The sequence below is a fragment of the Streptomyces sp. NPDC023838 genome, assembly GCF_040639555.1.
In the GTDB taxonomy this organism is placed as follows: domain Bacteria; phylum Actinomycetota; class Actinomycetes; order Streptomycetales; family Streptomycetaceae; genus Streptomyces.
On record NZ_JBFAAD010000016.1, the window covers coordinates 44,507 to 57,592 of the forward strand.

8 protein-coding genes are annotated in these 13,086 nt (G+C 72.1%); 4 read left to right on the top strand and 4 right to left on the bottom strand.

Translation table 11 applies throughout. The features are described from left to right. Positions 1-61 precede the first annotated feature (61 nt). A complete protein-coding gene (locus AB0G17_RS20460) occupies positions 62-532 on the bottom strand; it encodes a hotdog fold thioesterase (RefSeq protein WP_361384362.1) in 471 nt (156 codons plus the stop codon). 68 nt (positions 533-600) lie between these two features. Beyond that, complete coding sequence (locus AB0G17_RS20465; RefSeq protein ID WP_361384365.1) at positions 601-2,901, bottom strand: FdhF/YdeP family oxidoreductase; 2,301 nt, start codon at positions 2,899-2,901, stop codon at positions 601-603. Positions 2,902-3,033: 132 nt separating this feature from the next. Between AB0G17_RS20465 and polA the strand changes: the two genes are divergently transcribed. From polA to AB0G17_RS20485, 4 genes are all read left to right on the top strand, one after another. Next, positions 3,034-5,742, top strand: coding sequence for a DNA polymerase I (gene polA, locus AB0G17_RS20470; protein ID WP_361384368.1), 2,709 nt, complete (start codon positions 3,034-3,036; stop codon positions 5,740-5,742). Positions 5,743-6,066: 324 nt separating this feature from the next. Further along, positions 6,067-7,755 carry a lytic murein transglycosylase gene (locus AB0G17_RS20475; protein ID WP_361384371.1) on the top strand — a complete coding sequence of 563 codons (1,689 nt, stop codon included), beginning with the start codon at positions 6,067-6,069 and terminating at the stop codon, positions 7,753-7,755. Between the two features lie 153 nt (positions 7,756-7,908). After that, entirely contained in the window at positions 7,909-8,064 is a 156-nt protein-coding gene (locus tag AB0G17_RS20480; RefSeq protein ID WP_361384374.1) for an SPW_0924 family protein, read from the top strand. Positions 8,065-8,079: 15 nt separating this feature from the next. Further along, positions 8,080-9,069: a DUF3068 domain-containing protein gene (locus tag AB0G17_RS20485; protein ID WP_361384377.1), complete on the top strand. Its 990-nt coding sequence runs from the start codon at positions 8,080-8,082 to the stop codon at positions 9,067-9,069. Positions 9,070-9,181: 112 nt separating this feature from the next. Here AB0G17_RS20485 and AB0G17_RS20490 read toward each other — a convergent pair whose 3' ends face one another. Further along, positions 9,182-11,824 (bottom strand): ATP-dependent helicase C-terminal domain-containing protein, encoded by a 2,643-nt coding sequence (locus tag AB0G17_RS20490; RefSeq protein ID WP_361384380.1) that lies wholly within the window; start codon positions 11,822-11,824, stop codon positions 9,182-9,184. Between the two features lie 186 nt (positions 11,825-12,010). Then, on the bottom strand, positions 12,011-12,829 hold the full coding sequence (locus AB0G17_RS20495) for a methyltransferase domain-containing protein (protein WP_361384383.1): 819 nt from the start codon (positions 12,827-12,829) through the stop codon (positions 12,011-12,013). Positions 12,830-13,086: the final 257 nt, after the last annotated feature.

A 13,086-nucleotide genomic window follows, 5' to 3' on the forward strand; every position in this document is an offset into this window, starting at 1 on the left:
CAACCCCTCCCCCCACCCCCGGAGGGTTTAGGGAAGGGGCGGGGTGGGGGCCTCCAACCCGTCAGCCCCGAGCCGCCCCCTCCGCGTCCCGCAGCAGACACGTCAGCCGCGCCGTACAGACCCGCTTGTCCTGCTCATCCGTGATCACGATCTCGTACGTCGCCGTGGAGCGCCCCCGGTGCACCGGCGTAGCCACCCCCGTGACCAGCCCACTCCGCACCCCCCGGTGATGCGTGCAGTTCAGGTCGACCCCCACCGCGATCTTCGAGCTCCCCCCGTGCAGCATCGAGCCCACCGACCCCAGCGTCTCGGCCAGCACGGCCGACGCCCCGCCATGCAGCAGCCCGTACGGCTGGGTGTTGCCCTCGACCGGCATCGTGGCGACGACGCGCTCCGCCGAGGCCTCCAGGACCTGGATGCCCATCCGGGTGCCGAGGTGCCCCGCGGAGAACAGCGCGGGCAGGTCGATGCCCAGCGCCGCGTACTCGTCGATGACCTCCTGCGGGAACTTCACCTTGCTCTGCTCACCCATGGGCGGGACTCCGATCGTGGTCCGGTTCCATCCGGCCGCCTGTCCGGCAGGCCTGTCTGAGCGAACGCTTAGACGGGCGCCGATTGTTCCAGACGCACGATCACGGACTTGCTGGCAGGGGTGTTACTGGTGTCCGCCGTGGAGTCCAGCGGCACCAGGACGTTGGTCTCCGGGTAGTACGCCGCCGCGCACCCCCGCGTCGTCGGGTAGTACACGACCCGGAAGCCGGGCGCCCGCCGCTCCACGCCGTCCTTCCACTCACTGACCAGGTCCGCGTACGAACCGTCCGCCAGCCCCAGTTCGCGCGCGTCCTCGGGGTTCACGAGCACCACCCGGCGGCCGCCCTTGATGCCCCGGTACCGGTCGTCCAGGCCGTAGATCGTGGTGTTGTACTGGTCGTGCGAGCGCAGGGTCTGGAGGAGCAGCCGGCCCTCGGGCACCGTCGGATACTCCACCGGCGCGGCCGTGAAGTTGGCCTTGCCGGTCGCCGTCGGGAAGCGCCGCTCGTCGCGCGGCGCGTGCGGCAGCCGGAAGCCGCCGGGCTTCGCCACGCGCGCGTTGAAGTCCTCGAAGCCGGGGATCACGCGTGCGATGCGGTCGCGGATCGTCGCGTAGTCCTTCTCGAACTCCTCCCAGTTCACCCTGGACCCCGCGCCGAGCGTGGCGCGCGCGAGGCGGGCGACGATGGCGGGCTCGGAGAGCAGATGCGGGCTCGCGGGCTTGAGGTTGCCGCGCGAGGAGTGCACCAGACCCATCGAGTCCTCGACGGTCACGAACTGCACGGTGTCCTTCTTGCCGGGAGCGCTCTTGCGGACGTCCTTGTCGGTGCGCCCGAGCGTCGGCAGGATCAGGGCGCGCCGCCCGGTGACCGCGTGCGAACGGTTGAGCTTGGTCGACACATGGACGGTCAGCGAGGCGCGGCGCATCGCGGCCTCGGTGACCTCGGTGTCGGGCGTGGCCCCCACGAAGTTGCCGCCCATGGCGAAGAACACCTTCGCCTTGCCGTCGCGCAGCGCCTCGATGGAGCGCACCACGTCATACCCGTGGTGGCGCGGCGGCGCGAAGCCGAACTCCTTCTCCAGGGCGTCGAGGAACGCGGGCGCGGGCCGCTCGAAGATGCCCATGGTGCGGTCGCCCTGCACGTTCGAATGGCCGCGCACCGGGCAGACGCCCGCTCCGGTGCGACCGATGTTGCCGCGCAGCAGAAGGAAGTTGACCACTTCCCGGATGGTCGCCACCGCGTGCTTGTGCTGGGTCAGGCCCATCGCCCAGCAGACGATGGTGCGCTTGGAGGCGAGCGCCATGGACAGCGCCTGCTCGATCTCCGCGCGCGTGAGCCCGGTCGCGGCCAGCGTCTCGTCCCAGTCGGCCTGCCGGGCGGCCGCGGCGAACTCCTCGTACCCATGGGTGTGTTCGCGGACGAACAACTCGTCCACAGCCCCCTCGGTCTCCACGATCAGCTTGTTGAGCAGGCGGAACAGGGCCTGGTCGCCGCCGATGCGGATCTGCAGGAAGAGGTCGTTGAGCGCCTGGCCGCCGAGCGCGAGGCCCTTGGCGGTCTGCGGGTTCTTGAAGCGCTCCATGCCCGCCTCGGGCAGCGGGTTCACCGAGATGATCTTCGCGCCCGCCGCCTTGGCCTGCTCCAGGGCCGAGAGCATCCGGGGGTGGTTCGTGCCCGGGTTCTGCCCGGCGACGATGATCAGGTCGGCCTGGTGCAGGTCCTCCAGGGAGACACTGCCCTTGCCGATGCCGATGGTCTCGGTAAGCGCCGAGCCCGACGACTCGTGGCACATGTTGGAGCAGTCCGGCAGGTTGTTGGTGCCGAACTCGCGCGCGAAGAGCTGGAGCAGGAACGCCGCCTCGTTGCTGGTGCGGCCCGAGGTGTAGAAGAGCGCCTCGTCCGGCGAGTCCAGCGCCTTCAGCTCGTCCGCGATGATCTCGAACGCCCGCTCCCAGGTCACCGCCTCGTAACGCTCCGCGCCCTCCGGCAAGTACATCGGCTGGGTGATCCGGCCCTGCTGGCCCAGCCAGTACCCACTGCGGCCCGCGAGGTCGGAGAGGGGGTGCGCGGCGAAGAAGTCGGGGGTGACGCGGCGCAGCGTCGCCTCCTCGGCGACCGCCTTCGCCCCGTTCTCGCAGAACTCCGCGACGTGCCGCTTGTCGCCCTCCGGCCAGGCGCAGCCCGGACAGTCGAACCCGTCCTTCTGGTTGACCTTCAGCAGCGTCCGCGTGGCCCGGGCCACGCCCATCTGCTGCTGGGCCATCAGCGCCGTGTACCCGATGGCGGGGAGTCCGGCGGCGGCGTGCTTGGGCGGCGCGACCTGCGGCGCGTCCTGAACCGGATCCCCTGCGGGCGGCTTGGTGGCCATGGCGCTCCCCTTCGAGCGACGTGTGCGATACGTACGGTTCCGATCCTGTCACGGACCACTGACAACGGCCCCGGCGCGGTCCCCGCTCCGCACTGGCGGGGATTGTCAGTGGGGCGTGGCAGGATCGGGGACGTGGCTGAGACAGCATCGAAGAAGACCCCTGACAACCGACCGCGCCTGCTCCTCATGGACGGGCACTCCCTGGCGTACCGGGCGTTCTTCGCGCTGCCCGCGGAGAACTTCACGACCGGCGCAGGTCAGCCGACCAACGCCGTGTACGGCTTCATGTCGATGCTGGCGAACACGCTGCGTGACGAGACGCCCACACACTTCGCGGTGGCGTTCGACGTGTCGCGCAAGACCTGGCGCTCCGAGGAGTTCCCGGAGTACAAGGCGAACCGCTCCAAGACCCCCGACGAGTTCAAGGGCCAGGTCGAGCTGATCGGCGAGCTCCTGGACGCGATGAACGCACCGCGCTTCGCGACCGACGGCTTCGAGGCCGACGACATCATCGCGACGCTCGCCACCCAGGCCGAGGCCGAGGGCTTCGAGGTCCTCATCGTCACCGGCGACCGCGACTCCTTCCAGCTCGTCTCCGAGCACGTGACGGTGCTCTACCCCACCAAGGGCGTCTCCGAGCTGACCCGCTTCACCCCGGAGAAGGTCGAGGAGAAGTACGGCCTGACCCCGCAGCAGTACCCGGACTTCGCGGCGCTGCGCGGCGACCCGTCCGACAACCTGCCGGGCATCCCCGGCGTGGGCGAGAAGACCGCCGCGAAGTGGATCAACCAGTTCGGCTCCTTCGAGCAGCTGGTCGCGCGCGCCGACGAGGTCAAGGGCAAGGCCGGGCAGAACTTCAGGGACCACCTGGAGTCCGTCAGCCTCAACCGCCGCCTCACCGAGATGGTGCGCGACGTGGAGCTGGACAGGACCCCGGCCGACCTGGAGCGCGCGCCGTACGACAGGACGGCGCTGATCGGCGTCCTGGACGTGCTGGAGATCCGCAACGCGTCCCTGCGCGAGCGGCTGCTCGCGGTCGACCCGGGCGCGGGCGAGGAGGAGGCCCCCGCCCCCGCCGCCGGCGTGGAGCTCGACGGCACGGTCCTGAGCGCGGGCGAGCTCGCCCCGTGGCTCGCCGAGCACGGCTCCGGGCCGCTGGGCGTGGCCACCGTCGACGCCTGGGCGCTCGGCACGGGCAGCGTCAGCGAGATCGCGCTGGCCGCCGCCGACGGCCCCGCCGCCTGGTTCGACCCCTCCGAGCTCGACGAAGCCGACGAACGCGCCTTCGCCGCCTGGATCTCGGACGCCGCCAAGCCGAAGGTCCTGCACAACGCGAAGGCCGCGATGCGGGTCTTCCCCGAGCACGGCTGGAGCGTCGCGGGCGTCACCATGGACACGGCGCTCGCCGCGTACCTGGTCAAGCCCGGCCGCCGCTCCTTCGCCCTGGACGCGCTGTCCGTGGAGTACCTGGGCCGCGAGCTCGCCCCGGCGGCCGCCCACGGCCAGCTCGCCTTCGGCGCCGACGACCAGGCCGAGGCCGAGGCCCTGATGACCCAGGCGCGCGCGGTCCTGGACCTGGGCGACGCCTTCACCGAGCGCCTCAAGGAGGTCGGCGCGGCCGACCTGCTCCACGACGTGGAGCTGCCCACCTCGGCCCTCCTCGCCAAGATGGAGCGGTACGGCATCGCGGCCGACCGCGCCCATCTGGAGGCCATGGAGCAGCAGTTCGCGGGCGCGGTGCAGCAGGCCGTGAAGGAGGCGCACGCCGCGGTGGGCCACGAGTTCAACCTCGGCTCGCCCAAGCAGCTCCAGGAAGTCCTCTTCGGCGAGCTGGCGCTGCCCAAGACCAAGAAGACGAAGACGGGCTACACGACGGACGCGGACGCGCTGGCGTGGCTCGCCGCCCAGACCGAGCACGAGCTGCCGGTCATCATGCTGCGCCACCGCGAGCAGGCGAAGCTGCGGGTCACCGTCGAGGGTCTGATCAAGACCACCGCGGCGGACGGTCGCATCCACACCACCTTCAACCAGACGGTCGCGGCGACCGGCCGCCTCTCCTCGACCGACCCCAACCTCCAGAACATTCCGGTGCGTACGGACGAGGGCCGCGCAATCCGCCGCGGCTTCGTCGTCGGCGAGGGCTTCGAGTCGCTGCTCACCGCCGACTACAGCCAGATCGAGCTCCGGGTGATGGCCCACCTCTCGGAGGACGAGGGCCTCATCGAGGCCTTCACCTCGGGCGAGGACCTGCACACGACCGTGGCGTCCCAGGTCTTCGGCGTCGACAAGGCCCACGTCGACCCGGAGATGCGCCGCAAGATCAAGGCGATGTCGTACGGCCTCGCCTATGGCCTCTCGGCGTTCGGCCTCTCCCAGCAGCTGAACATCGAGGCCGGCGAGGCACGCGGTCTGATGGACACGTTCTTCGAACGCTTCGGCGGCGTACGGGACTACCTTCAGCGCGTGGTGGAGGAGGCCAGGGCGACCGGTTACACGGAGACGATGCTCGGCCGCCGCCGCTATCTGCCGGACCTCAACAGCGACAACCGCCAGCGCCGCGAGATGGCCGAGCGGATGGCGCTCAACGCCCCGATCCAGGGCACGGCGGCGGACATCGTCAAGGTCGCCATGCTCAAGGTGGACCGCGCCCTGACCGAGGCGGGCCTGGGCTCCCGTCTGCTGCTCCAGGTCCACGACGAAATCGTCCTGGAGGTCGCGCCGGGGGAGCGCAAGAAGGTCGAGGCCCTGGTCCGCCGCGAGATGGCCTCGGCGGCGTCCCTGCGCGCCCCGCTGGACGTCTCGGTGGGCTCGGGCGCCGACTGGGAGTCCGCCGCGCACTGAGCGCCGGGCCCGGACGACCGGGCTCGGACGACTGGGCTCCGAGGCTCCGAGGACCTGCCCGCCGGGTGCCGCACCCGGCGGGCAGGACCATGTACGGGAGCCGGGTGCGGTAAGCCGGTGGGCGGTAGCCCGTGGGTGGGGAAGCCCGTGCACGGTAAAGAGGAACCGGTTCTCCGCCATATCGGGGCAGCTCTCAGGTGATGAAGCGGTGAAAAGGTGAATAAGGGTCAGGGGGCGGTGTCGCCACACCCAGTGGGTCCGTTAGGGTCTCCTGAAGCCTGCGCTGGGGAGCGCGACTGCTGACCACGGGGAGGGGCTGGACGTATGGCACCGCAGATCGGGCGACGGCTGCGCAAGGGAGCGACCACGACCGCTGTGGCCGCGGCGGCGGTGGCGGCGCTCTCCGCCTCCCAGGGACCCGGCGTCCTGGCCAACGGCCCGGCGGGCGAACACGCGGCGTCCGGCACCCCGACGCCTCCCCCCGGAGCCCCCGCCAGCGGCAACTCGCCGTACTACACGGACCTCCCGCCCCTCGTCTCCCCGAACCCGCCGGGCGCCCCGACCACCGGCTCGCCCGTCATCGGCGCCGACCAGCAGGGCATACCCGCGACCGTCCTCGACGCCTACAAGAAGGCCGAGGCCGAACTCGCCCGCGACCGGGCCTCCTGCCACCTCCCCTGGCAGATACTCGCGGCCATCGGCAAGGTCGAGTCCGGCCAGGCCAACGGCGGCCGCGTCGACGCCAACGGCACCACGCTCAGTCCGATCCTGGGCCCCGTCCTCAACGGCGTCGGCTTTGAGAACATCACCGACACCGACGGCGGCTCCTACGACGGCGACACGGTCCACGACCGCGCCGTCGGCCCCATGCAGTTCATCCCCTCCACCTGGGCGACCTCCGGCCGCGACGGCAACGGCGACGGCCGCAAGGACCCCAACAACATCTACGACGCCTCGCTCGCCACCGCCTACTACCTCTGCGGCAACCGCGACCTGGCCGTCCAGTCCAACCTGGACAAGGCGGTGCTCAGCTACAACCACTCGCAGGAGTACCTGAGCACGGTCCTCTCGTGGTTCGACTACTACAAGCGCGGCACGCACGAGATCCCGAACGGTACGGGCGTGCTGCCGGGCAGCCGCAGCGACATCCCGGTCCGCCGGCCCTCCGGCACGGTCCCGACCCCGCACCCGTCGACTCCCGGCCCGACGCCGAAGCCCACGCCGTCCAAGCCGGGCCCGACGCCGACGCACCCGGAGCCCTCCAGGCCCACCCCGAGCCAGCCCGGCACGCCCAGGCCGCTGCCGTCGAAGAAGGCGAGCACGTTCGAGGACGCGGGCACCGCACCCCTGACGGCCACCGCGGGCTCCTCGTTCGCCGGGCAGTCCAAGGTGAGCGTCAAGGACCAGTTCGGCCGGCCGATGGGCAAGGCGACCGTCCGCTTCCAGGTCATCGGCGCCACCGACGCCCGCTTCCCGGGCGGCGCCACCCAGGTCACGGTTGCCACCGGCACCGACGGCCGCGCCACCGCCCCCGCGCTGGTGGCGGGCGAGCAGACCGGCACCTTCACCGTCCGGGCCACCGTCGTCGGCACCACCCTGCCCGAGATCAAGTGGACCGCGACCGTCAAGGCCCGCCAGGCCGACGCCCTGGCGCGCACCGACACCAAGGAGCTGACGGCCGCCCCCGGCGCCGAGTTCGCCAACTACGTGGAGGTCAAGGCCACGTACAAGGGAGCCGTCGTCCCGGGCATCGCGGTCGCCGCCGCGATGATCGTCACCCCGGAGGCACCCGCCGCCGGCGCTCCGGCCGCCGACCCCAAGGTCAACGACAAGGGCCCCTACTTCAAGGACGACAAGGGCAACCCGATCCGGTCCCTCAAGGATCTGAAGGCCGACGCCAACGGTGTGCTGCGGCTTCCCAAGATCTACGCGGACGGCCAGACCGGCACCTTCGTGCTCCGTCTCACCACCCCGGGCGGCGCCACCCTCGACATCCAGCTCAAGGTCGCCTGACCGCCTCCCTTCCCGCGGCGCTCCGCCGCCGTCGTCTCCGGACCGCTCCCGCCGCCGCAAGTGCAGCGGGGGCGGTCCCACGTGTTCTCATCTCACCCCCGCGTTGCTACGGTGCCCCAATCCTGACGCCCCATCAGCTCCGGGAGGCCGAGCATGCGCGCCCTCGTCGCCGCGGCCATCGGGCTCGCCGCCGCCCTCGCCCTCGTCCTGACCGTCTCGGCGATCGGCGGCCCCGAGGGCACCACCTCGCCCAAGCCCCTGCTCACCACCGCCCCCACCGCCCCCGGGGCCATTCCGCCCGGGAAGTAGAGGAGAGCCGGCCGCATGCGACGCAAAGCCAGCCTGATCCTGCTAGCCCTCGCCGTCTTCTTCACGGCGCTCTCCCCGCTGCTGCGCTGGTATGCCTTCCCCCGGCTCGCCAAGGTCCCGCCCAGCCAGTACCAGGAGACGGTCCTGGAGGCGAAGAACGCCACCCTCCTCGACTACAGCCGGCTCAAGTCCGTGACGGTCCCCAAGGTGACCGTCGTGCAGACCCTCAAGGGCAACGTCGAGGAGTCCCGGAAGATCGAGAAAACCGCGGGCAAGGACGTCGTCGTCTGGGACGCCCTGTCGTATGTCCTCGACGACAAGGGCCAGTTCGTCTCCAAGATCCCCGAGCGCTATGTCTTCGACGCCCACAGCCAGGCCCCGGTCCACGCCACCGGCGAGATGGTCGACGGCGACCCGGTCAAGCGCGGGGGCGTCGAGTTCAAATTCCCCTTCCTCACCGAGAAGCGGGACTACGAGTACTTCGACGCCCAGAGCCGCACCACCGCTCCCATCCACTACAAGGGCACGACCACCTTCCACGGCCTGAAGGTCTACTACTTCGAGGAGATCGTCCCCTGGACCCAGATCCCCTTCCCCAAGGCCATGCCCCTCGGCGTCACCCCCGAAGTCGCCAAGCAGACCGGCCTGACCCGGTGGTACACCACCAAGCGGATGTTCTGGGTCGACCCCGTGACCGGCGGACCGGTCAACGGCGAGGAGATCCACCAGGAGGAACTCCGCAACGCCACGGCTCTGTTCGGCCAAGACAAGATCACCGCCTTCTCCGGTCATGTGAAGATGCGCGAGGACTACGTCGACCACACGGTCGCGCTGATCAAGAAGAACCGCACCCTGGTCCTGTTGCTCACCTCCTATCTGCCCTGGGGCTTCCTCGGACTCGGCACCGCACTGCTCGCCCTCTCCCTGTGGCTGGAGGCCCGCAGCCGTCGCCCCGGCACCCCGGCCCCGACGACCCCTACGGAGCCGGAGCCGGTCAACGCGTGACGTCGGCGCGAGAGCGGGCCGAGAGCACCACGAACAGGACGACCTTGCCCCGGCCGCTCGAACGGCGTCCGTTTCCCCGGGCCGCCTTACCCGCAGGTCGCCCTTCCGCAGGTCACCGTTTGAGCCGGGCGTTGGTGTGGCGCGTCGGCTGGGCCTTCGAAGGGTCCTCCGGCCAGGGGTGCTTGGGGTAGCGCCCGCGCAGCTCGGCCCGGACCGCCCGGTACCCCTCCCGCCAGAAGTTCGCCAGGTCGGCCGTGACGGCGGCGGGCCGCCCGGCCGGGGAGAGCAGATGTATGAGCACGGGCACCCCGGCGACCTCCGGCGTTCCCTCCAGCCCGAACATCTCCTGGAGCTTCACCGCGAGCACCGGCTGCGCACCCCCGTACTCCACCCTGATCCGCGACCCGCTCGGCACCTCGATGCGCTCCGGTGCCAGCTCGTCCAGGCGTGCCGCCTCGCCGCCCGCCCACGGCAGCAGCCGGGCCAGCGCCTGCCCCGCGTCCAGCCTGCCCAGATCGGCCCGGCGCCGCGCCCGGGACAGCTCCGGCTCCAGCCACTCCTCGGCCCGCGCGAGCAGGGCCCCGTCCGACACGTCCGGCCACGGCTCGCCCAGCGTCCGGTGCAGAAACGCCAGCCGCTCCCGCAGCCCCCCGGCCTCCCGCGACCACCGAAGCAGCCCTATGCCCTCCTTCGCCAGCCCGTCCAGGAGCGCCCGCCGCACCAGAGCGGGGTCGGGCTGCTTCAGCGGACGCACCGACAGCTCCACCGCGCCCAGCCGCTCCACCTCCCGGGCGACCACATCGCCGTCCTCCCAGCGCACCTCCTCTCCCATGGCCCTCAGCGGCCCGGCCGCCGCGCGCGCGATGCCCTCGTCCACGACGGCGGCCAGCCGCACCCGCGCCGAAGCGGCCTGCACCGGCCGGTCCGCCACGGCCACCGCGAGCCACCCCGCACTCCGCAGCCCGGACCCCTGGCCCAGCTCGGCCCGGGTACCGGACACCATCAGGAACGAGCCCTCGCCCCGAGCCCGCGCCACCCGCTCCGGGAACGCCAGCGCGGTGACCAGCCCGGCAACGGCGTCGTCCGACCGTGGCGCCGCCCCTGACCCCGGCGCGGACCTTGCCCCTGACCCCGGAGGGGTCTCCGCACCGGAATCGGAATCCAAGCGAGCGGTGGCCATCGGAGCGGTGGCCATGGAAACAGTGGCAAAGGGGGAGGCCGACACGGAGCCCGCTCCCGTCACCGCCGACGTCAGCCGCCGCACCTCCTGGCGCCAGCGCGCCGCGTACCCGTCGCCGCCCCGGCGGGCTGTGCGCCACGCCGCCGCCAGGTCGTCCCCGTACTCCCTCGGCGGCTCCTCGCTCAGCAGCGCCACCACCTCGGCCGCCCGCCGCGCGCCCACCTCGGCCGCGCCGTCCAGGAGTGCCCGGGCCAGCCGGGGGTGCACCCCGAGCCGAGCCATCCGTACGCCCCGCTCGGTGGCGCGGCCGGCCTCGTCCACCGCGCCGATCGCGGTCAGGACGGAGCGGGCCGCCGCCATCGCCCCGGTGGGCGGGGCATTGAGCAGCGCCAGCCCCTGCGCGGTCGGATCGCCCCAGCACGCGGCCCGCAGGGCGAAGGACGCCAGGTCCGCGATCTTGATCTCGGGGGAGGGGAAGCGCGGGCGCCGCGCGTCGTCGGCGGGCGCCCAGCACCGGTACACCGTGCCGAACGCCTCCCGGCCCGCGCGACCCAGCCGCTGGGTCGCCCCGGCGTCCGACACCGACACGGTCGCCAGCGAGCCGAGCCCCCGGGCGTGGTCGACGCGCGGTTCGCGGGCCAGCCCCGAGTCGACGACGATCCGCACGCCCGGCACGGTCAGGCTGGACTCGGCCACGGAGGTCGCGAGGACCACCCGCCGACGCCCCTCACCGCCCCGCAGCACCGCGTCCTGGACCGCCGCCGGAGCGCGCCCGTGCAACTGGAGGACCTCGGCATCCACCCCGTCCAGCATCCCGGCCGTCCGGGCGATCTCGCCGGTGCCCGGCAGGAAGCACAGCAGATCCCCGTCGTGCGCCTTCAGGGCCAGCCGGACCGTCGCGGCGACGTGCCGCAGAAGTTGCGGGTCCACCCAGGTGCCGTGTGCCGGGCGGATGCCGGCGGGCGGCGGGGCGTAGTGGATCGCCGCGCCGTGGCCCTGTCCCGTACTCCGTACCACCGGGGCCGGGCCCGAGCCGTCGGCCACGGTCAGGAGCTGCGACCAGGCCTCGGCATCGCTGGTGGCGGACGCCGCGATCAGCTGGAGTTCCGGGCGCAGGGCGGCCCGTACGTCCACCAGGAAGGCGACAGCCGTGTCCGCGTCCAGATGGCGTTCGTGGCACTCGTCGAGCAGCACCACGTCCACCCCCGCGAGCTCGGGGTCGCGTTGCAGCCGTTGCAGCAGGACGCCGGTCGTCACCACTTCGACGACCGTGCCGGGGCCGGTGCGGCGCTCCCCGCGGACGGAGAAACCGACCGTGTCCCCGACCTCCTGGCCGAGCAGCCAGGCCATCCGGCGGGCGGCGGCCCGGACCGCCATCCGCCGAGGCTCGGCCACCAGCACCCGCCGCCGTGGCCCCGCCCCGGTCAGCCCGGCCAGCGCCAGCGGCACCAGCGTGGTCTTGCCGGTGCCCGGGGGCGCGGACAGGACCGCCGTGCCGCGCCCCTCGAGTGCGCTCAGCAGCTCGGGCACGGCATGGCGTACGGGAAGACGCTCGATCGCGTCGGTTCGGATCACGACCACAGTTTCGTACGTCCCGGCCCGGACCCGTTTCCGGGCGTCCACAGACCAGCTGGTTTGTGGGTTTGTATTACTAATGGGGTTGCTGGCCGGGTTCGGCGGGGCGCCGCCGCACCCGCCAACCCGGCGCGTCCGTCCAATCCCGCTCGCGCCCGCCAATCCCGCGTGCGCACGAAACGCGCGCTAATCCCGCTCGCACACAAAAATCGCCGTGCCCGGAATCAGATTGCCCCGCAGCGGGGACCAGCCGCCCCACTCCTGTGTGTTCCAGGTGGGCCACTCCGGCTCGACCAGGTCGACCAGCCGGAAGCCCCCGGCCACCACGTCGCGAACCCGGTCGCCCAGGGTCCGGTGGTGCTCGACGTACACCGCGTGCCCCGCCTCGTCCTGCTCCACGTACGGCGTGCGGTCGAAGTAGGACGCGGCCACGCTCAGCCCCTCCGGGCCAGGCTCGTCCGGGAACGCCCAGCGGATGGGGTGCGTGACGCTGAAGACCCAGCGCCCGCCGGGCCGCAGCACCCTTCGCACCTCGCGGAAGACTCGCACCGGGTCGGCCACGAACGGGACCGCCCCGTACGCGGAACACGCGAGATCGAAGGAGCCGTCCGCGAACGGGAGCGCGCCCGCGTCCGCCTCCACCAGCGGAACCGCCCCGCCGTCGATGCGCAGCGCGTGCTGGAGCTGGCGGTGCGAGAGGTCCAGGGCGACCGGCCGGGCGCCCTGGGCGGCCAGCCAGCGCGAGCACTGGGCGGCCCCGGCGCCGATCTCCAGGACGTCCAGTCCCTTCAGGGACTCCACAGGACCGAGCAGCGCCGCGTCCGCCTCGTCCAGCCCCTCCGGACCCCAGACGAAACGGTCGTCCCCCAGGAACGCTCCGTGGTCGGTCTGGTACTCGTCGGCGTTCCGGTCCCACCAGCCGCGGCTTGCCCGGCTGCTCTCCGTGTCGTCGGTGTCACGGCGTGTCGCCTCGGGCTCGTATTCACCCTCGTACTCTTGGATCATCGTGCCCGTCGTTGTAGTTTGCGCAGAGCGCGAGCGCGGCTGTGCCGCCGCGTTCTGCTTGGGCCGGCATGGGCCCTGCGTGGCCTCGGAGAACCTCATTTGTGCCGGGAATGCGGGGATCCGCCCCGGGTGTGCGCCTTCGCGCATTGACCCTGTCCGGCTGCCCCCGTATGCTACAAGTTGCGCTGCGAGCCTGCGCACCTCAGACCTAGCAGGCGCGCTCCCACTGTTGTATGTCCCCTCGGTTTCGAGGCGTC